Genomic DNA, 20298 nt, shown 5'->3' with positions numbered 1-20298 from the left:
CTGACCTCCCGGCCCCGGTTCAGCTTCTCGGCAGCGCCAGCTCGAACCAGACCACCTTGCCGACCGCCTTCCGGGCGGTGCCCCACTTCTCGGCCAGCTTGCTCACCAGGTTGAGGCCCCGGCCGTTCTCGTCCAGCTCCTCGGACGGCTCCAGCGACGGCAGGTTGTGGTTGTCGTCGCTGACCTCGACCAGCAGCTTGTCCACCCGGATCAGCTGGAGCTGGACGTGGTCCCTGGCCACCCGGACGGCGTTCGTCACCAGCTCGCTGACCAGCAGCTCGACGGTGTCGGTGAGCGCGGTGAGCTGCCAGGCGGCCAGCTGCTCGCGGACCAGCTGCCTGGCCCGGCGGACCTCGGTCTCGTCCACCGCCAGCTCCCAGGTGGCCACCTCGGTCGGGGCGACCCCGTCGAAGCGGGCCACCAGCAGGGCGATGTCGTCCTGCCGGTCCTCCGAGTGCAGGCGCTCCAGCACCACGTCGCAGGCCTCCTCGGGGCTCTGCTTCGGGTCGATCAGGTTGCCGCAGAGGGCGGCCAGGCCGGCTCCTATGTCGCCGCCCCTGACCTCCACCAGACCGTCGGTGCAGAGCACCAGCATCGAGCCGTCCGAGACGTCGATCTTCTTCGAGACGAACGGCACCCCGCCGACCCCGATCGGCGCGCCGGACGGGATCTCCAGCAGCTCACCGGTGCCGTCCGGGTGCACCAGCACCGGGGGCACGTGCCCGGCGCTGGCCAGCTCGCAGGTCCGGTTGATCGGGTCGTAGACCACGTACAGGCAGGTGGCCAGGTGGTCGTCGCCGAGCTTGTGGGCCAGGTTGTCCAGGTGCCGCAGCAGCTGGCCCGGCGGCAGGTCGAGCGCGGCCAGGGTCTGCATCGCGGTGCGGAACCGGCCCATCGCGGCCGCCGAGAGCAGGCCGTGGCCCATCACGTCGCCGACCACCAGGGCGACCCGGCTGCCGGGCAGCTGGATCGCGTCGAACCAGTCGCCGCCCACCTCGGCCTTCTGGTCGCCCGGCAGGTAGCGGTGGGCGATCTGCACGCCGGGGATCTTCGGCGGGCGGGTCGGGATCATCGAGCGCTGCAGGATGGTGGCGGTCTTCGCCTCCATCCGGTGCAGCCGGGCGTTGTCCAGCGAGAGCGCGGCCCGGGCCGCCAGCTCGCGCAGGGTGGCCGCGTCGGCGTGGTCGAACGGGGCCCGGTCGGGCAGCCGGAGCAGCTTGAGGATGCCGAGCACGGTGCCCCGGGCCGAGAGCGGCAGCACCAGCATCGACCGGCCGGTCACCACCGGCACCAGCTCCGGGCTGCCGAGCGAGGCCGCGTAGTCCACCGCCACGTCCGGGTTGACCACCGGGACCAGCACCGGCTGGTTCTCCTGCAGGGCCAGGCCCGGCGGGGTGGAGCGGGGCATCGCCAGCAGCGCGCCCTCCTCCAGCACGTGCTCCCACTGGCCCACGGTGGCGTTGAAGGACCTGGCCACCCGGCGCAGCATGGTGCTGTCGGAGGGCCGGTTGATCGGCAGCACCGAGTCGGAGATCAGGCCGTCCCGCAGGTCGACGCAGGCGAAGTCGGCGATGCTCGGGACCAGCACCTCGCACAGCTCGCGCGCGGTGGTGTCGAGGTCCAGCGTGGTGCCGACCCGGTTGCCGACCTCGCTGAGCAGCGCGAGCTGCTCCCCGGCCGGGCTGCTGGTCAGCAGCTCGACGTCGGGCGAGGCGGCGGTCGGACGGGACGGGACGGGCGGGTGGGCCCGCCCGCCGTGGCCGTTGCTCCTGGAACGGTCGGCTGCTGACTCGATGGCGGGGCCTCCCGGGGTGGGTCCGACGGACGACATGGAGCTCGGGTCACGCGGGGCGGGGACCGATCCGGCGCCGTTGGCCAGCAGCTGGAGCGAGCCGTCGGGGGCGGGGCGCTGCGGCTCGGACGGGCGTCGGCCGGCCCGGGGCTGGGCGGCGCGCTGCTGCGCGGTCGGGTACCGGCGGCCCGGTCCGGTGGCAGCGGCCCTGGCGGTGCCGGTCGGCTCGTACGGCTGCACCGGGAGCCGGGTGGTGGCGTCCACCCAGAGGGCCGGCAGGCCGGCCGCCCCGAGCTGGCCGAGCAGGCGGCGCCGGCGGTCCTCGGAGCAGGTGGGCAGCAGCGCGGCCAGCGGCCCGGTGTCGCCCTGCCCGGCCGGGGTGAGGTCGGGGCGGAGCCGGTGCAGGCCGCCGACCGGGCCGGGGGAGGGGACGTACGGGAACTGCCGGCTGCCGAGCGCGATCCGGGGGCCGCCGGCCCGCAGCGGGCGGGCGTCGGCGGCCAGCGCGAGCAGCCCGCGCCCGGTCGGCTCGGTCAGCGGGTAGGCCCACCAGAACACGTCGCGCAGCCGCTCCTCGCGGTCCACCACGGCCATCGCTCCGGCCCACGGGGCGCCGCCGGTCTGGGTCAGGTCGTCCAGGGTGTCCAGCGCGTCGCAGCGACGGCCGGGGCCGGCCGCCCTCCCGGGGCCCTCCGACCGGGGCTCGACGGCGGGCAGCAGCCCGGAGGCCGTCCGCCCGAAGGCCACCTCGGCCCGGTGACCGAACAACTCCTCGGCGGCCCTGCTCCAGTACGTGATCCGACCGTCCGGATCGATCAGCACCACGGCCAGTCTCACCAGGGTGACGACGGCCGGCTGGTCGGCCGGCGGTGGGGAATCTGGCTGGTCCACCATGACTTGGGTCTGCTCCCGCCTGGCCGCCGCTTCCTGTCTGATCCGGTCCCGCTGCACCCTCCAGCGAAGCACGGCCGAGGGCGGCACTGAAAGCGAAACGGGGAGATTCGTAAGTATCAGTTGCGTGTCACCCTCCGTGCGCCCCCTCGTACCACCGGTTCGCCCGGCGGCGCCCCGGTAGACATCGCACGGGGTTAGCGCGTCAAGCTGAGGGGGCCAGTCCGCTGTTGACGATGCGGGCCCAGAGGGTGTGGTGCCACTCGTTGGCGTCGGGAGCGGGTTCGATGGTCAGGACCGGGTTCGGGCCGGTTTCGATGAGGTGGAGCAGGGCCCAGGCGACGCCGTAGCAGTCGTCGGGGCCGAAGCAGCTGACCAGCGCCTGGGCCTCCTCGCCGGTGACGGGCTTGGCGATGGCTTCGATCTGGTCGTATCGCCGGTCGATCTCCTCGCCCTCGGCGTCCCAATCGGGGAGAGGGCCGTCGGCCACGAACGCCTGCACTTCTGGTCTCATCCGCGAATGATCGACCGCTGCGGCTGGCTGGGACAAGGTGCTCTGTTCGGTCACGTGGTGGTGGGTTGCCAGGTGAGATCGAGCGCGCCGTCGACAGTGGCCACGCAGGATTGCTGCCATCCGCCCAGGGCTGCGTGGCTCAGTAGCGCGGGCGTCCCGGTCCCCAGCGCGTGGGCTATGTCCTGGAGCATCGAGGTGACCGAGGCCCACTGGGGGACGTCCAGGACCCAGGTCTCGTGGTCCCAGAGGAGTACCGCGCCGTGGGTGTCACCGGGTCGCAGGTCGACGATCAGTCCGTCGCCGCCGGGGCTCAGCGCGATCGGCATGAACTCACGCAGGTAGCGCGTCTCGGGCTGGCCGTTCTCGTCGAACGAGTCGCTTTCCTGCTCGGCGACCAGCAGCCAGATCTCGTGGGTCTCCAGGGCCTCGTCCAGCGAGACTGGGGCGAACGCCTCCGGAATCCAGTAGTCCGTGCTGACGTCGGGCAGCAGCCACCAGGCCCGCAGTTCGGCGGGCAGGGGCAGGCCGAGGTCCGCCTCGAACGCGTCAAGGCGCGCGGAATCCGGCGCGGGTCTCGCCGGGCTGCCATGGGTGTGGGCGGTGAGCCAGGTGCCGATGCGGCTCCAGGAGTTCGGGATGTCGTGATCAGCCGGTGTCATGGCGGGCAGTCTGCCTCAACGGGGTGTCAACGACCGAAGCTGTACCACTCGCAGTGAAGCAACTCTTCAGGCCGCGACTGCGGTGAGGGCCGGGGCGGGGAAGGCGGTGTTCTCGTCGAAGGGTTCGTGGTGCTGGAGGCAGTGGTGGAGTTGTCCGAGCAGGCGGTTGAAGAGGTGGCGTTGGGCGGCGGCGTGCCAGTCTCCGTGTTCGCGGCGGGCTCGGTAGTGGGCGCCGGCTCCGGGTGAGGCGGTGAGGGCGGAGAACGCCCAGAGGTAGCCGACGTGGTTGAGGCGGTCGTTCTTGACCATGCGCCGGCCGATGTGGCTCTTCTTGCCGGAGGCGCGGGTGACCGGGGCTGCTCCGGCGTAGGCCTTGAGGCCGCGGGCGTCGGCGAAGCGGGTGTGGCCGTCACCGACCTCGGCCAGGACGCGGGCGGCGAGCTGGATGCCCAGACCTGGGAAGGACAGCAGGATCTCCGCGTCCGGGTGCTGGGGGAAGAGTTCCTCGACGGCCTGGGCGAGTTCGTCTGAGGCCTGGCAGGTGGCGTCGAGCTGGTGCAGGAGGGCGAGCATCTGCTTGCCGAGAGCGTCCTCGACCAGCTGGGGCTGGTGGGCGTACGTGCCGCGGAAGACCTCGCGCAGGCGGTCGGTCTCGGTGTCGAGTTTGCGGCTGCGGCCGGCCCGTTTGAGGGCGGCGGCGATCTGGCTGCGGGTCAGGCGCGCGGCGCGGACCGGGGTGGGCGCCAGACGTAGGAGTTCGCGGGCCTCGGGCCGGCAGAGGCCGTTCTGCCAGGGCGCGAAGGCGTCGAGGGCTGCGGGGTAGTACTCGCGGAGCAGGGAACGGAGCTGGTTGGAGATCTGCTGCCGGTTCCACGTCGCGTCCTGCTGGGCCCGGGCCAGGACCGCGATGGCCCGGGCGAGGTCGGTGTCGGCGGGCATGGGTCGGTGCATCGGCATGTCGGTGCGCAGGATGTTAGCCAGGACCAGGGCGTCTCCGGGGTCTGACTTCTTGCGGGAGACGCCGGTGCGGTCGCGGTAGCGGGCGGCGGCCATCGGGTTGATCGCGAACACCTTACGTCCCCCGGCGCGCAGGATGGCGACCAGGAGGCCGCGGCCGGTCTCGATGGCGACCGGGATCGGGTCGGCGGCGGTATCGCCGTGTTCGGCGAGGAGGTCGAGCAGGAGCTGGTAGCCGGTCGCGTCGTCGGTGATGTGGCGCTTGGCCAGCAGTTGGCCGCTGTCGTCGACGAGGGCGACGTCGTGGGTCCGTTCGGCCCAGTCGATCCCGCAGTAGATCATGCTGTTCTCCCTGTCCAGGGCATGCTCGGGCACTGATCCGCGAGCACGTGTGGGGCCACTCAGCTCCCTAATTCCAGGCCTCCGAACGGGGCCGACATCGCACTAGTTGTTGCGTGGCACCAGCTCGCTCCACGGGCCCCGGTCTATGCCAGGGCTCAAGGCTCGGGCCTTTCGAGAGGTCACCGTGGAACGGGCTCGCACCGCCAACATCACCAGCGAACGATCGACACCGCCCGCCGATGGCCCGGAACACCTAGCACCGCAGATCTACACAAAGGCATCTAGCACCAGGTCAGGAGAATGCATCCGCTTGGTGCCCCGGGCCGCCAGACTGGGTGCCGGGGCCGCCCGCCGCTCTACCGGTAGGCTTCCACGGCCCGGGTGACAACAGGCGTCACCGCCCCAGCACCTGAACGGTCCGACCGAAAACCACTTCGATTCCACGGACCGCTAATAAGGAATTAGGGTGACAGGCCGTATCCCCCGGACGGAGGCACAGCAGGTGAGCGCGGAGAGCAGCAGCCCCGTCCAGTGGGCGGATCAGGAGCGGTGGCAGCTCGAGGAGCGGGTGGCGGCGGCCGAGCTGGCCTGGCTGACCCTGGAGGTGGACGTCGAGACCCTGCGGGTCGAGATCGACAACTTCGCGCTGATCCACCACCAGCTGCTCGGCCCGCTGTACGCGCGGCTGGACGAGCTGGACGCGCTGGTCGCGGAGACCGTGGCGGCCCGGACGGGTGCGTCCGAGGACCTCCGCCGGGCGGCCGAGGCCAGGCAGCGGGTGGACGAACTCCCGGACCTGGACGCGCTGTTCGACAGTCTGCCGACCGAGCCGGCCACCGAGCCCGAGCCGCCCCGCCGGGTCCGCCCCGGCAAGGAGGCGCAGCGGCTCTACCGCGAGCTGGCCCGCCGGGCGCACCCGGACCTCACCACCGACCCGGCCGAGCAGGAGCGCCGGGTGGCCTTCATCGCCCGGGTCAACGAGGCGTACGCGCACGGGGACGCCAAGGCGCTGGCCGAGCTGACCGAGGAGTGGTCCACCGCGCCGGAGGCCGCCCCCGCCCCCGAGGCGCCGGACCGGCTGGACTGGCTGAACCAGCGGCTGGAGTGGCTGACCGGCAAGATCGGCCGGCTGGCCACCGAGCAGGTCCGGCTGGAGAACACCCCGATGGGCGAGCTGCTCCGGCTGGCCCCGCAGGAGCCCGACCGCCTGCTGGAGGAGCTGGCCGACCAGCTGCTCGGCCAGGCCGCGGCCAAGCAGGCCGAGTTGGAGCGGTTGCTGGCCGGGCCGGGCGACAATGGCGTTGACCACCAACGGACACAGGAGACCCAGACGATGTTCGCCCAGCAGCTCCCCACCACCGACGCCGCCTCGGTGCCCGCCGAAGCCCCGCTGCTCGACGTCCGCGAGCAGGACGAGTGGGACGCCGGGCACGTCGACGGCGCCCTGCACATCCCGATCGGCGAGGTGATCGCCCGGATCGAGGAGCTGCCGGACGAGAAGCTGTACGTGCTCTGCCGGGTCGGCGGCCGGTCCGCCCAGGTGGTGCAGTACCTGGTCGCGCAGGGCCGCGAGGCGGTCAACGTGGACGGCGGGATGTTCGCCTGGGAGGCGGCCGGCCGCCCGATGGTGAGCAGCGACGGCCGGGACGCCTTCGTTCTCTAGTAGCGCCCGCCCCCGTAAGGCAGGATGACCGGGCACACCGCAGCCCGAGGGGAGATCCGGCCGTGCGTACCTGGTCCACCCCGGCGCTGGTGGTGCTCTGTGCCACCGGGGCGGTGCTGCTCGGCGGCACCGCCCTGTTCCTCGCCGCGCTGTTCCTGCACTCGGCGCCGTCCAACGCGCTCTCCCAGGAGTACCGGGCCGAGCTGGACGCGGTGGTCTATCCGGAGTTCGAGCAGAACTGGCGGCTGTTCGCGCCCAACCCGCTCCAGCAGAACGTGACGGTGGACGCCCGGGTGCAGACCATCGCCGTCGACGGCACCGTCACCACCCGGGAGTGGGCCGGGCTGACGGCGGGTGACATCGCGGCGGTCCGCGGCAACCCGGCCCCCAGTCACGTGGACCAGAACCTGCTGCGCCGGGCCTGGGACTTCTACGACTCCACCCACACCGAGCAGCAGGGCACCGGTTCCCGGGCGGTGCTGGCCGAGCAGTACCTGAAGCGGACGGCGCTCCAGCGGCTCGGGCCGGCCGAGCCGGGCCTGCGGCTGTTCCAGGTCCAACTGCGGGTCGGGACGGCCGAGCTGGCCCCGCCCGCGTGGAGCCGGGAGCAGGTGGACACCGCGCCGAAGTACCGCGAGCTGCCCTGGTGGCCGGTGGGCGAGGCCGACCTGCGGGGGCTGTGGTGAGCACCCCGCAGCAGGACATCCCGCCGCACGACACCCCGCCGCAGGACGCCCCGGAGCAGAGCCCCCCGGAGCAGACGGAACGTCAGCTCCTCGACGCCGTCCCCCGGCAGCGCTCCCCGCAGCGGCTCGCCCTCCGGGCCCGCCGTTCGGACCGGCTGCACACCGCCTTCGCCACCTTCACCGGCCGCCCGCTCGCCCCGTACCAGGCGGCGGTGGCCCGGATCGGCTTCGGGCTGGCCTGGGCGGCCTACCTGATCCGGGAGTGGCCCAACCGCCGGGTGCTGTACGGCGACCGCTCGCCCTGGTCGGCGGAGCTGGCCGACCGGTTGCTGGCGGAGAACCACGCCTTCACCGTGCTGCCCTGGTTCCAGGGGCGGTTCTGGTTCGAGCTGGTCTACCACCTGGCGATCCTGGCCGCCGTGCTCTTCACGCTCGGCTGGCGGACCAGGGCCAGCGGAGCGGTCTTCCTGGTCACCGTGCTCTCGCTGCAGAACCGGAACGTCTTGGTCGGCGACGGCGGCGACAACGTGATCCACCTGATGGCGGTCTACCTGGTGCTCACCCGGTGCGCCCGGGTCTGGTCGCTGGACGCCCGGCGCGGCCGGGACGGCGGCGCGGTCTGGCTCTGGCTGCTGCTCGGCGCCGCGCTGGCGGCCGGGCCGCCGTCCTGGCCCTGGCTGCTCTGGCTGGTGGCCGCGCTCTGGTGGTCCGTCAACCGGTGGCGCCCGGACGGCGAGCCGCGCGCGGTGCTGGACGCGCTGGCCACCATGCTGCACAACTGCGCGATGCTGGTGATCGCGGTCCAGGTGGTGCTGATCTACGCCACGGCCGGCTGGTACAAGGTGCAGGGCTCGCGCTGGCAGGACGGCACCGCGCTGCACTACCCGCTGCACCTGGACTACTTCACGCCCTGGCCCTGGCTCTCCGGGCTGGTCGGCTCCAGCCTGCTGGTGGTCTTCCTGTTCAGCTACGGCACGGTGATCATCCAGGTCGCCTTCCCGTTCACGCTGTTCAACCGGCGGCTGAAGAACGTCCTGCTGGCCATGATGATCACCGAGCACCTGGCGATCGCGGTCCTGCTCGGCCTGCCGTTCTTCTCGCTGGCGATGGTCGCGGCCGACGCGGTCTTCCTGCCGACCGCCGCCCTGCTGTGGGTCGAGCGCCGGGTCCGGGGTCCGGGGGCGCGCAGCGTCTAAGCTGTGCCGTATGTCCTGGTTTGCGGCCCTGCGTGACAGCGTGCGCGCCGGGTTGAAGGTGGACCGGTCGCTCTCCAACCCCAAACGCGCGCTGCGCGGGGCGGTCGCCGCCGCGCTGGTGGTGTTCCCCACCCTGGCGCTGGCCGGTCCTGGACCGGCCACCTCCGCCGCGATGGGCGCCTTCATCGCGGGCACCGCCACCTTCCAGCGCAGCTTCCGGCCGCGCGCCTCGCTGGCCGTCGCGGCGGGGATCGGACTGGGCGTCAGCACCTTCTGCGGCTACCTCGCGGTCGGCATCCCCGGCGCCTTCCCGGTGCTGCTCGCGGTCTGGGCCTTCGCCGCCGGGCTGGCCTGGTCGATCGGCCCGAGCGGCGGCGTGGTCGCCAGCACCACGGTCTCGGTGATGCTGGTGGTGGTCCAACTGCCCGTCAGCGTGCCCACCGCACTCGGGCACGGACTGCTCTGCGCGCTCGGCGGCGGCACCCAGGCACTGGTGGTCACGCTCTGGCCGATCGAGAGCTGGCGGGCCCAGCGGGACGCCCTCGCCGACACCTACGCCGAACTCGCCGACTACGCCCGCAGGCTGCGGCAGGACCCGGTCGCCCACGTCGACCCGGCCCCGTTCATCCTGGCCAGGCAGGCCGCCGCGCTGACCCCCTGGCAGGCCAGGCACCGCCCGGGCGAGCTCAAGGGACTGCGCGGCATCGCCGAACGCGTCCGCCCGACCCTGGCCGCACTCGCCGACCCCAAGGTCGGCGCCCCCGCCGAAGGCCCCGCACGGGACCGGGCCCGGGAGGTGCTGGCCGCCGCCGCCGAGGCGATGGACGCGCTGGCCCGGGCGATCCGCTCCGGCGACCCGCTCCGGCTGCCCAAGTCCACCCCCGCGCTCACCATGGTCGGCCGGGAGAGCCGGGACGCCGAGGACGGCCGCAGCGTGCTCACCGGCGCCGCCCGCCGCTCCGCCCGCCGGCTGACCAGCCTGCTCCGCAAGGCCGTCGACACCCTGGACAAGCACGACCAGGACACCGTCAGCAGCCCGGTGATCGGGCCCGGACTGCACCGGCCCTCGCTGTTCCGGCTGCTCCCGGTCGCCGCGCTGGCCGTCCGCCGCCAGCTCCAACCGCGCTCGGCGGTCTTCCAGCACGCCGTCCGGCTGTCCTGCGTGGTCACCGCCGCCTACCTGGCCGCCAAACTGCTCCACCTGCACCACGGCTACTGGGCCCCGCTCACCGCCGCCATGGTGATGCGCCCCGACTTCGCCCAGACCTACAGCCGGGGCGTGGCCCGGCTGGTCGGCACCGTGGTCGGCGTCGCGGTCAGCACCGCCGTGGTCCAACTGTTCCACCCCGGCCAGTGGCTGTCCGCCGCGCTGGCCGTGGCCTTCATGGGCGGCGCCTATCTGACGCTCCGTACCGGCTACGCGGTGATGACCGCCTGCGTCTCCAGCTACGTGGTCTTCCTGCTCGGCCTGCAACCGGGCAACCCGCTGCAGACCGCCGCCGAACGGATCACCCTGACCCTGCTCGGCGGCTCCATCGCGCTGCTCGCCTACGCCCTCTTCCCCACCTGGCAGACCGCCCGGCTGGCCGAACGGCTGGCGGAGTGGCTGGCCGCCGCCGGCCGCTACGCCGGCTCGGTGCTGACGGTCTTCGGCGACCCGGCGGGCTCGGAGCACCGGACCGTCCGGACCGCCCTGCTGGACTCCAGGGAGGCCCGCTCCGAGCTGCTCCAGGCGATCGAACGGGCCGACGCCGAGCCGGTCCGGCACGACTCGCACCTGCCCGAGCTGTCCCGCAAACAGATCGACCGGGCCCGCGCCGCGATCGGACTGCTCGGCCGCAGCGCCGTCCTGATGGAGGCTCACCTGCCGCCCGAGGACGCCGACCCGGTGCCCGGCGCCACCGAGTTCGCCGAGGAGCTCAGGGACGCCACCGCGATCGCCGCCGCCGCCCTGCTGGTCGGCGACCCGGTCGACCTCGGCGGCCTGCGGGCCGCCCACCGGCAGTGGGACGAGCAGCTCGCCGGCCTGCCCGCCACCGACCGGGTCGAGGTGGCCCGGGCCGGCTCCCGGCTGCTGCTCTCCGCCCTGACCGACCTCGAGAAGGCCACCCGCGCCAAGCGCCCCGTACCCTCGGGGGCGTGAGCAGCAGCATCGGTACCCCGCACGCGGGCGAACAGTACGACGACGCCTTCGCCCCCTCCGGCGACGACGACCGCGAGATCGGGGTCGGACCGCACCCCGAACCCTGGCCGGCCGGCCCGCAGTACGACCCGGAGCTGCTCGCCCACGGCGACCGACGCAACGTCACCGACCGGTACCGCTACTGGACCCGGGAGGCGATCGTCGCCGACCTGGACACCCGGCGGCACGGCTTCCACGTCGCGGTGGAGAACTGGCAGCACGACTTCAACATCGGCTCCGTCGTCCGGACCGCCAACGCCTTCCTCACCGCCGAGGTGCACATCGTCGGCCGGCGCCGCTGGAACCGGCGCGGCGCCATGGTCACCGACCGCTACCAGCACGTCCGGCACCACGACTCGGTCGCCACCCTGGCCGCCTTCGCCGCCGCCCACGACCTCCCGATCATCGGCATCGACAACCTCCCCGGCGCCGTCCCGATCGAGACCTTCCCGCTGCCGGCCCGCTGCATCCTGCTCTTCGGCCAGGAGGGCCCGGGCCTCACCGAGGAAGCCTGGGCCCACGCCACCGCCGTCTGCTCCATCGCCCAGTACGGCTCCACCCGCTCCATCAACGCGGGCGCGGCCGCCGCGATCGCGATGCACAGCTGGATCCGGACGCACGCTGCGCCGGCCTGAGGCGCCGGCCACCAGGGGCTCGGGGAACTGCGACGCCGGCCCTGGCAAGGTGATCGTCGCGTGGCTGGTCGGGCACGTTCGCAGTGACCCGATCGCCAGACCTCCTCGCAGTTCCCCGAGCCCCTGGACCGTAGCTGCCGGAGCTCAGCCGAACAGGAGCCGCCAGGTGTGCGGGCCCGGCAGGCCGTCCGCCTCGCTTCCGGTCCAGCCCTGGGCGGTCTGGAAGTCGGCGACGTTGAGCCGGTCGCTCTCGGACCAGGACGGTCCCGGCCCTTCGGTGTAGTGCCGGCCGAAGCCCTTCTGCACCAGCTGCCGGCCCAGCAGACTGATCGACTCGTTCGACCGCCCCGGGCCGAACGCGTCGGCCCCGGGATACGGCGGCACCCCACCGGCGGGCGGTGGTGGCGGCGCTGCGGCGGGGATGTCCCGACCCTTGCCGTTCACCAGGTAGTCCCAGGTGTCCTTGCCCGGCAGGCCGTCCGCCTCGGACCCGCGCCAGCCCTGGGCCAGCTGGAACGCCTCGGTCGCCCGCCGGTCCGGCTCGCCCCAGGTGGGGTCGGGGCCCTCGCCGTAGAACCGGCCGGCCCCGCGCGTGACCAGCATCTCGCCGAGCTGCTGCACGTAGCGGTTGGACTGGCCGGGCCCGAACTTGTCCGCCCCGGGGAAGTCGTCCGCCCGGGGACCGTCCAGCCCCCGGTAGCGGTAGGCGACGTAGGAGGCGGAGTTGCTCCAGTAGGCGTACGGGGTGGCCCGCTTCCGGGTGCCCGGCCGGGTCTGCTCGTACGCCGTGTACTGGGTCTGCGCCGCGTTGGTCCAGCCGCCGAAGATGACGGTGTGCGAGCCCGCACCGGGGTTGGCCGGGTTGTTGTAGATCAGCGCGTCGCCGGGCTGGAGCTCGCTGCGGCCGATCCGGGTGGCGAAGTCCGGCAGGGTCCAGGTGGTCTGACTGCTGCCCAGGCCCCAGGCCATCGAGACGAAGCCGGAGCAGTCCTGCCGGTAGCCGTCGGACCAGTAGCTGCTCATGCTGTACGGGACCTGCTGGTCCACCCAGCGCTGGGCCCGGGCCAGGATCTGGGTGCGGGTGGTGGTGCCGACCGAACGCAGCCGGGGTGCCTGCTCGGCCTGCCGCCCGAACAGCGGGCTGACCTCGCCCTGCGGGGTGGAGCCGGTGGTGCTGCCGCTGGGCCGGGGGGCCGGCGCGGTGCCGGTGGCCCCGGCGGCCGCACCGCCGCCCAGCACGGTGCCGACGGCGGCGAACAGGACGGCGACTCGGCGGGCGCCGTGCGCCGAACGGTGGCCGCCGTCGGCCGGACCGGCCCCGTGCATCCGGGCCAGCCGCCGGGCCGAGCAGCCCGCGCAGGCGCAACTCCGGTCCGGCTCTATCTCGGTGAACTCGATCAGCACGGTCTGACCCTGCCTCTCCTCGGGTGTGCTGGAGGAGATCTGTTCCACCGTGAGCTGCCGCTGTATCAGAAGGAAAGGTCACAAATAGGATTTATCTCCACGAAATCGGCGGATTGGCGGGGGAGTACTCCGGCTCGGTCCAGCTCAACGGGGCGGCGTGGGCCAGCTCGACCACCCGCTCGACGGTGAACCACACCGTGCGCTCGGCGTCCGGCTCGGCCCGGCCGGAGACCAGCAGGGCGCCGCCGGTCTCCCAGTCGGGCAGCAGCAGCCCGGCGGCGGGGTTCAGCTCCAGGTTGCCCAGGGTCATGAACATGTTGTTGCCCGGGTAGTCCGGCCAGCTCAGCAGCTCGGGGCCGTGCACTGCGAGGAAGCCCGGGTGCCCGCCCCGGTGCGAGGCGTCCACCCGGCCGTCCGCGTCCGCGGTGGCGACGAAGAAGGTGTCGCTGGTGGTCGCCGCGAGCTGCTGGCGGGTGCTCAGCCGGGTGCCCGAGCCGAGCAGTTCCGGGGTGGCCGGGGCGTCCAGCGGGTGCCGCCGCTGGATGTACTTCGGGCAGTTGGCGTACACCTGCTCGGCGGTGATCACCAGCCCGCCCCGGCCGTCCGGGACCGAGCGGCCGTTCAGCCGCATCCGCCGCCGGCCGGCCGGGTCCAGGGCGATGGTGCCGACCTCGGCCGGTGCCGCCAGCACGGCCGCCAGCGGGTCGCCGGGTACGGGGTGGGCGGCCACCGCGAGGGTGCTCCCGTCCGCCGCCAGGAAGCCGGCGGGCCCGCTGAGCATGCTCGCCCAGACCCGTCCGTCCTGGTCGGCGGCACCGACCACCAGGGTCCGACGCTCACTCAGGAACCGGGCGGCCACGGCCGGGACGACCGCGCCGATCCCCCGGCCGACGTGGTCCGCGCGCTCCTGCACCCCGGCCCGGGCCTGCACCGCCCGTTCGCCCTGGTGGAAGGTCTCGATCGTCATCGTGCTCCGCCTCCCGCTCCGCCGGCCTAGAAGAATCCGCAGGTCGGCGCGGCCGCGACCGGGGCGGGCGTGCCTTCGAGACCGGCCGGGGCGTAGATCTCCAGCCGGATGCCGTCGGGGTCGGCGAAGAAGATCCCACCGGACCCGGCGCCCTCGCCGTGCGGGACCACGCCGTCGTACGCGAACTCGGCGCCCAGCGCGCGCAGCCGCTCCTCGGCGGCCCGCACCTCGTCCAGCGAGTCGACCTGGAAGGAGAGGTGGTGCAGGCCGGCGGTGCCGGTGTCGAAGCCGGCCTTGCTCTGCTCCCAGAGCGTCAGCAGCAGTTTGCCGTCCAGGGCCAGGAAGGCGAAGCGACGGTCCGCCCCGGTCCCCTCGCCGGCCAGGTCCAGGCCGAAGGCCTCCCGGTAGAAGGCGACGGAACGGGTGACATCGGTGACATTGAGCCCGACGTGGCCAGTCTGCATGGCAGCTCCTCTGGTGAAATCTCTAACCGTTGTTAACGACTGTAAGGGTTAGAGATTCAGGCCGTCAACCACTACTGCGAGGAGAACCGGTTAGAAGTAGACTCGGCGCCATGGCTGACCCCCGTGACCCGCGCCCCTTGATCGGCGAGCCGCTCTCGCTCGACCTGCTCAACACGCGGTGGAACGGCGGGACCGTCCAGGACCTGCTGACCAGGCAGGACGGCTACCGGATCTGGCTCTCCTCGGCCGGCCTGGCCGAGCGCTGCCCCGCGGACGACGCCGGTCTGGCCGCCACGACGGCCGCCCGCGACGCGCTGGCGGACCTGGTCCGCGCGGCCGAGGAGCAGCGCACCCCCGATCCGGGCGCCCTGAACGACGTGCTGGCCCACGGCCGGCTCCGGCGCACCCTCACCGCCGCCGGCCCCGTCGAGACGGTCGAGGTCGACTCGCCAGGGTGGCTGGCGGCCTGGCTCGCCGCCGACGACTACCTGTCCCTGCTCCGGCAGGGCGCCCACCGCATCAAGCGCTGCGCGCACGAGAACTGCATCCTGCACTTCTTCGACACCTCGCAGAACGGCCGCCGCCGCTGGTGCTCGATGGCCGTCTGCGGCAACCGCGCCAAGGCGGCCCGCCACTACGAGAAGACCGCCCGCTAGACGCCGGAAGGCCCGGACCCCCGCAGGAGTCCGGGCCCTCCGTGGTCAGGGTCAGGCCGCGAGCTCGGCCTCCGGGGCGGGGGCGCCGGCGGGCTTGCGGTCGCGCATCACCAGGGCGGCCAGCAGGGCCGCCGCCAGGACGCCGATCGCGCCGATGGTGAAGGTGGTCGACATCGAGTCGGTGAAGGCGGCCCGGGCCGCCTCGACCAGGCGGGTGTCGCCCTGGGCGACGGCCAGGGCGCCGGCGATCGACTGCTTGGCCACCGCAGGGGCGTCGGCGGGCATCGCGGCGGCGTACCCGCTGGTCAGCAGCGAGCCGAGGATCGCGATGCCGAGCGCGGTGCCGGCCTGCTGGATGGTGTCGTTCAGGGCCGAGCCGACGCCCGCCTTCTCCTGCGGGATGGTGTCCATCAGCGCGCCGACCGCGGCCGGCATGGCCAGGCCCGCACCGAGGCCGAGCAGGCCGAGGGCGACGGCCGGGACGGCGAAGCCGGTGCCCGCGGTGACGGTTGCCAGCAGGGCGAAGGAGGCGGCCATCACCAGCATGCCGACCAGGATCAGCAGGCGGTTGCCGATCTTCGCGGCGAGCCCGGCGCCGGCCCCGTTGCCGATCAGCGCGGCGACGGCCAGCGGGACGAACGCCAGGCCGGCCTTGATCGGGGAGTAGCCCAGCACGAACTGCAGGTACTGGGTGAGCACCAGCAGCAGGCCGCCGTTGCCGACCTGAACGAGCGTCAGCGAGAGCGAGCCGCCGCTGAAGTTGCGGTGCTTGAACAGGACCAGCGGGACCATCGGCGCCGAGCTGACGTTCTCCCAGAGCACGAACCCGCCGAGGGCGAGCACCGCGATCACCAGGGTGACCAGCGAGCGGCCCGCGAAGGCGCCGTGCTGCGGGATCTCGATGATCCACCAGATCAGCGCGGTCATGCCGACGGCGGAGAGCACGGCACCCAGCGGGTCGGGCTTCTGCCAGGGGCCCTTGGACTCCGGCATCAGGAGCAGGCCGGCCAGCAGGGCCAGGGCGACGACCGGCACGTTCAGGAAGAAGATCGAGTGCCAGGAGAAGTGGTCGATCAGCACGCCACCGAGCACCGGGCTGCCGACCAGGCCGAGCATCGAGACCGAACCCCAGGCCGCCATCGCCTTGCCGCGCTCGTCCTCGTCGAAGACGGTGATCAGGATCGACAGCGTCGAGGGCATGATCAGCGCACCGCCGACACCCATCGTGATCCGGGCCGCGATCACCTCGCCGGGGTTGTCGCAGAAGGCCGCGGCCAGCGAGGCCAGGCCGAACAGCAGCAGGCCGACGATCATCACCTTCCGGCGGCCGAACCGGTCGCCCAGGCTGCCGGAGGTGAGCAGCAGCCCGGCGAAGACCAGGATGTAGGAGTCCAGGATCCACTGGATGTCCTGGGCGCCGGCGCCCAGATCGGCGGTCATCGAGGGCACCGCCACGGTCAGCGCCATGCTGTCGATCACCAGGACCAGCGTGCTGAGGCACAGCACGATCAGGATCCACCAACGGTGGGGGTTGCGGGTTTCCATGGTCGGCCCTTTCGGCTGCGCACACTGTTCCTTCGGTGAGAACACTGTACGCAGCTGCGTACAGTGTGCGCAATCCTTCGATGTGTACGCTGGATGCGAACGCCGTACGCAGCGAGGAGTGAGATGGCAGCCAAGACGAACCCCGCCCCGTCCGTGTGGACCCGGCGGCGCCCGGCCGAACAGCCCGGGCTCAGCCAGGCGGCGATCGTCCGGGAGGCGATCGCGATGCTCGACGCGGACGGCATCGACGCCCTGAGCATGCGCAAGCTGGGCGCCCGGCTGAACGCGGGCGCGACCTCGCTCTACCGGCACGTGGCCACCAAGGACGAGCTGATGGAGCTGGCGGTGGACGAGGTGGTCGCCGAGATCACCGTCCCGCCTGCGGGCGGGACGGACTGGCGGGCCGACGTCACCGCGGCGGCCGGTTCGTTCCGCGCGACGGCGCTGCGCCACCCCTGGCTGTCCTCGGTCCTCGGGGAGGCCGGGCTCGCCTACCTCGGCCCCAACCTGATGGCCTTCTCCGAGCGGCTGGCCGCGCTGTTCACCGCGATCGGCTTCCCCGAGCCGCCCCGGGCGATCGACACCGTGCTCTGCTACGTCATCGGCATGAGCACCACCGAGGCGGCCTGGCTCACCACGGTCGCCCGCTCGGGTGAGACCGAGGGCGCCTTCATCGCCCGGCTGATGCCGGCCGCCCAGGAGGCCGCGGCCGGCCACGAGCACCTGGGCGCCACGTACGACCCGGCCACGGCTCCCGACCCGGTCGAGATCCGCGAGACGAAGTTCGCCTACGGGCTCGAAGTGGTCCTGGACGGGCTGGCGCTGAGGCTCCCTCAGACCTCCGGCCCGAGCAGCTGACCGAGGGCGCGGCGGATCTCGGCCCGGCTCGGGTCGACCCCGGCCCAGGCCGCGTGGCCGTCGGGGCGGACCAGCAGCACGGTGTCGCGGAGCTTGCCGTGCGGGGAGGCCGGGGCAGCGGCCACCACCCGGTCCTGCCACGGCTCCAGCAGCGGCTGCTGGTCGTCGTTGGAGACCAGCACGGCCTTTCCGGCCCGGAGTGCCTCGTACAGCCGGGTCGGCGCCCCGGGCTCGTCCACGGCGAGCCGCAGGTCGGGGATCCGGCGGCCGACCAGGTGGTGCGCCTCCTTCGGGGCGGGGTACTGGACGGCCACCCCGGAGACCTGCCGGGCGCCCAGCTCGCTCAGCGGGCCCAGCAGGCCGGCCGCCGAGACCAGCGTGGAGCGCAGCAGCCGGGTCGGCACCGAGTTGGCCAGCGCCAGCCGGACCAGGGCGCCGGAGCTGCGGACGGCCGCCCGGCCGACCGGGTGACGCTCCGTCTGGTAGGTGTCCAACAGGGCGTCGGGGGCCCAGCCCCGGACCGCGCCGACCAGCTTCCAGCTCAGGTTGGCGGCGTCCTGCAGCCCGGTGTTCATGCCCTGCCCGCCCGCCGGGGAGTGGCAGTGCGCGGCGTCCCCGGCCAGGAAGACCCGTCCGGAGCGGTAGTTGGGCACCTGGCGCTCGTCGCTGTGGAACCGGGACACCCAGCGGGCGTCGTGCATGCCGTGGTCGACCCCGAAGGCGTCCCGGGCGATCCGGCTGATCTCGCCGAGCTCCACCGGTGCGCCGTCCGGGAGTTGGCGGGTCCGGTCCCAGGCGATCACCCGGTACCAGCCGTCGCCGAACGGCACCAGGAAGGCGAAGCCGTTCTCCCCGGCGGCGACCGCCAGGGTGTCGGTGGGCGGGTGCTCCAGCCGGACGTCGGCCAGCAGCACCGAACTCACCACCGACTCCCCGGGGTACGGCAGCCCCAGCAGGTCGCGCACCGCGCTGCGGACACCGTCGGTGCCGACCGCGTAGCCGGCCCGGTAGGTCTCGCCGCTCCGGGTCTCCAGCTCGACGCCCCGGGCGTCCTGCCGCAGCCCGGTCACCTCCGCGCCCCGGACCAGCACCGCACCGGCCTTCACGGCCCGTTCCTGGAGCAGTCGTTCGACGTTGTACTGGGGAGTGATCAGCACGAACGGGAACCGGCTGGGCAGCTTGCCCAGCTCCACCTTGAGGTTCCCGAACAGCCGCAGCTCGGCCAGCGGCGTCCCGGCGGCGATCAGGTCGTCGGCCAGCCCCCGGGCGTCCAGCTGTTCCAGCGTGCGGGCGTGCACGGCGAAGGCCCGGGTCAGGTTGGACTCGGCACCGCGCTTCTCCAGCATGGTCACCCGCAGCCCCGCGACGGCCAGGTCACCGGCCAGCAGGAGCCCGGTCGGGCCCGCGCCGACGATCACCACATCGGAGGCCAGCTGATTGTCGGACATGCCATCTCCCGTTGATCGGACCAGCGTTCGGCTCAGCACCTGAGCCTTCTAAGCTCCCTCTCAGCCTTCCATCATCGCGGCCCCATCAGACGCTGTGAATCTCACTGGCATGACAGAGCTCGCACCCCGGGGCACGACCGCGGTCGGCCCGCCCCCTGCCGACGAACGTCCGACCAGGACGAAACTCGTCGAGGTGGTCGTCCCGGTCCACAACGAGGAGCACACGGTCGAGCGGTGCGTCCGCCGGCTGCACGCCTACCTGGCGGAGACCTTCCCCTATCCGTACCGGATCACCATCGCGGACAACGCGAGTGCCGACGGCACCTGGGCGGTGGCCACCGCGCTGGCCGCCGAGATCCCCCAGGTCGAGGCGGTCCACCTGGACCTCAAGGGTCGGGGCCGGGCGCTGCGCCAGGTCTGGGGCGACAGCGACGCCGACGTGGTGGCGTACATGGACGTCGACCTCTCCACCGGCCTGGAGGCGTTCCTGCCGTTGGTCGCCCCGCTGCTCTCCGGCCACAGCGACCTGGCCATCGGCAGCCGCCTGCACCGGGGTTCGGCGGTGGTCCGGGGCCCGAAGCGGGAGTTCATCTCGCGCGGGTACAACGTGCTGCTGCGGGCCACCATGGCGGCCAAGTTCTCGGACGCGCAGTGCGGGTTCAAGGCGGCCAGGACCGAGGTGGTGCAGCGACTCCTCGGCTCGGTCGAGGACAACGCCTGGTTCTTCGACACCGAACTGCTGCTGCTGGCCGAACGCACCGGCCTGCGGATCCACGAAGTCCCGGTGGACTGGGTGGACGACCCGGACAGCCGGGTCGACATCGTCCGCACCGTCCTGGACGACCTCAAGGGCATGACCCGGGTGGCCCGCCGCACCCTCACCGGCGCCGGCCGGGTGGACCACCTGCCGACCCGGGTGCAGCAGGCCCGGCTCCCACCCGGCCTCGGCCGGCAGCTCGCCAGCTTCGCCGTGGTCGGCACCCTGAGCACGCTGGCCTTCACGGTGCTCTTCCTGACCACCCGTCACCTGGTGCCCGCCTTCTGGGCGAACGCCTTCGCCCTGGCCGTCACCGCCGTGGCCAACACCGCCGCCAACCGCCGCTTCACCTTCGGCGTGACCGGCGCCCGGGACGCCCTCAAGCACCAGATCGAGGGCGGCATCGCCTTCCTGATCGGCCTGGCCCTGAGCAGCGGAGCCATCGCCCTACTTCCCTCGGACGCCTCACACACCGCCGAACTGACCACCCTGGTGGCCGCCAACGCCCTGGCCACCCTGATCCGCTTCCTGCTCCTGCGGGTCTGGGTCTTCAACCCCCGACGCACCCAACAGCGTTGAGAGGTCCGGGGCTCAGCCTTGGCAGGTGCTCGACCGCCTACGGCGCCAGGGGCTCGGGGAACTGCGACGCCGACCTCGGAAAAGGTCACGCGTGCGTAGCTGG

Annotated in this window: 17 protein-coding genes; 8 read left to right on the top strand and 9 right to left on the bottom strand. The window is 73.0% G+C overall.

From position 1 onward, the window contains the following. Positions 1-19: 19 nt before the first annotated feature. The 4 genes from ACIRPK_RS18910 to ACIRPK_RS18895 all read right to left on the bottom strand — a co-directional run bounded on the left by ACIRPK_RS18910 (position 20) and on the right by ACIRPK_RS18895 (position 5155). Complete coding sequence (locus ACIRPK_RS18910; RefSeq protein ID WP_403040116.1) at positions 20-2686, bottom strand: SpoIIE family protein phosphatase; 2667 nt, start codon at positions 2684-2686, stop codon at positions 20-22. Positions 2687-2888: 202 nt separating this feature from the next. Next, positions 2889-3197: a hypothetical protein gene (locus ACIRPK_RS18905; protein WP_403040113.1), complete on the bottom strand. Its 309-nt coding sequence runs from the start codon at positions 3195-3197 to the stop codon at positions 2889-2891. 50 nt (positions 3198-3247) lie between these two features. Then, entirely contained in the window at positions 3248-3856 is a 609-nt protein-coding gene (locus tag ACIRPK_RS18900; protein ID WP_403040110.1) for an SMI1/KNR4 family protein, read from the bottom strand. Between the two features lie 66 nt (positions 3857-3922). Then, positions 3923-5155, bottom strand: coding sequence for an IS110 family transposase (locus ACIRPK_RS18895; RefSeq protein WP_403040107.1), 1233 nt, complete (start codon positions 5153-5155; stop codon positions 3923-3925). Between the two features lie 466 nt (positions 5156-5621). Between ACIRPK_RS18895 and ACIRPK_RS18890 the strand changes: the two genes are divergently transcribed. The 5 genes from ACIRPK_RS18890 to ACIRPK_RS18870 all read left to right on the top strand — a co-directional run bounded on the left by ACIRPK_RS18890 (position 5622) and on the right by ACIRPK_RS18870 (position 11517). Further along, entirely contained in the window at positions 5622-6818 is a 1197-nt protein-coding gene (locus tag ACIRPK_RS18890) for a rhodanese-like domain-containing protein (RefSeq protein ID WP_403040104.1), read from the top strand. Between the two features lie 62 nt (positions 6819-6880). Then, positions 6881-7504, top strand: a complete 624-nt coding sequence (locus ACIRPK_RS18885) for a DUF5819 family protein (RefSeq protein ID WP_403040101.1) — start codon at positions 6881-6883, stop codon at positions 7502-7504. Then, entirely contained in the window at positions 7501-8700 is a 1200-nt protein-coding gene (locus ACIRPK_RS18880; RefSeq protein WP_403040098.1) for an HTTM domain-containing protein, read from the top strand. The genes ACIRPK_RS18885 and ACIRPK_RS18880 overlap by 4 nt, the downstream gene beginning before the upstream one ends. 10 nt (positions 8701-8710) lie before the next feature. Then, on the top strand, positions 8711-10843 hold the full coding sequence (locus ACIRPK_RS18875) for an FUSC family protein (protein ID WP_403040095.1): 2133 nt from the start codon (positions 8711-8713) through the stop codon (positions 10841-10843). Beyond that, positions 10840-11517: a TrmH family RNA methyltransferase gene (locus ACIRPK_RS18870; RefSeq protein WP_403040092.1), complete on the top strand. Its 678-nt coding sequence runs from the start codon at positions 10840-10842 to the stop codon at positions 11515-11517. Before ACIRPK_RS18875 ends, ACIRPK_RS18870 begins: the two co-directional genes overlap by 4 nt. Before the next feature lie 144 nt (positions 11518-11661). Here ACIRPK_RS18870 and ACIRPK_RS18865 read toward each other — a convergent pair whose 3' ends face one another. Genes ACIRPK_RS18865 through ACIRPK_RS18855 form a run of 3 tightly spaced genes read right to left on the bottom strand, consistent with a single transcriptional unit; the run spans position 11662 to position 14352 of the window. Then, complete coding sequence (locus ACIRPK_RS18865) at positions 11662-12969, bottom strand: peptidoglycan-binding protein (protein ID WP_403040089.1); 1308 nt, start codon at positions 12967-12969, stop codon at positions 11662-11664. 43 nt (positions 12970-13012) lie between these two features. Beyond that, entirely contained in the window at positions 13013-13888 is an 876-nt protein-coding gene (locus tag ACIRPK_RS18860) for a pyridoxamine 5'-phosphate oxidase family protein (protein WP_403040086.1), read from the bottom strand. Positions 13889-13914: 26 nt separating this feature from the next. After that, positions 13915-14352, bottom strand: a complete 438-nt coding sequence (locus ACIRPK_RS18855; protein ID WP_403040083.1) for a VOC family protein — start codon at positions 14350-14352, stop codon at positions 13915-13917. Between the two features lie 110 nt (positions 14353-14462). On the opposite strand from ACIRPK_RS18855, the gene ACIRPK_RS18850 reads away from it, so the two are divergent. Further along, complete coding sequence (locus ACIRPK_RS18850) at positions 14463-15008, top strand: CGNR zinc finger domain-containing protein (RefSeq protein WP_403040080.1); 546 nt, start codon at positions 14463-14465, stop codon at positions 15006-15008. A 51-nt stretch (positions 15009-15059) separates the two neighbouring features. On the opposite strand, the gene ACIRPK_RS18845 is transcribed toward ACIRPK_RS18850, so the two are convergent. Further along, complete coding sequence (locus ACIRPK_RS18845) at positions 15060-16553, bottom strand: MFS transporter (RefSeq protein ID WP_403040077.1); 1494 nt, start codon at positions 16551-16553, stop codon at positions 15060-15062. A 123-nt stretch (positions 16554-16676) separates the two neighbouring features. Between ACIRPK_RS18845 and ACIRPK_RS18840 the strand changes: the two genes are divergently transcribed. Continuing rightward, positions 16677-17411 (top strand): TetR/AcrR family transcriptional regulator C-terminal domain-containing protein, encoded by a 735-nt coding sequence (locus tag ACIRPK_RS18840; protein WP_403040074.1) that lies wholly within the window; start codon positions 16677-16679, stop codon positions 17409-17411. Here the strand turns inward: ACIRPK_RS18840 and ACIRPK_RS18835 are convergent. Then, positions 17387-18859: an FAD-dependent monooxygenase gene (locus tag ACIRPK_RS18835; protein WP_403040071.1), complete on the bottom strand. Its 1473-nt coding sequence runs from the start codon at positions 18857-18859 to the stop codon at positions 17387-17389. The two genes, ACIRPK_RS18840 and ACIRPK_RS18835, sit on opposite strands and share 25 nt — an antisense overlap. A 109-nt stretch (positions 18860-18968) precedes the next feature. Between ACIRPK_RS18835 and ACIRPK_RS18830 the strand changes: the two genes are divergently transcribed. Then, positions 18969-20195, top strand: a complete 1227-nt coding sequence (locus tag ACIRPK_RS18830; protein ID WP_403040068.1) for a glycosyltransferase — start codon at positions 18969-18971, stop codon at positions 20193-20195. Positions 20196-20298: the final 103 nt, after the last annotated feature.

This window comes from Kitasatospora sp. NPDC101801 (assembly GCF_044766665.1).
Taxonomy (GTDB): Bacteria; Actinomycetota; Actinomycetes; order Streptomycetales; family Streptomycetaceae; genus Kitasatospora.
Note: the sequence above shows the minus strand (reverse complement) of the source record. Positions and strands in the feature narration are given on the sequence as shown.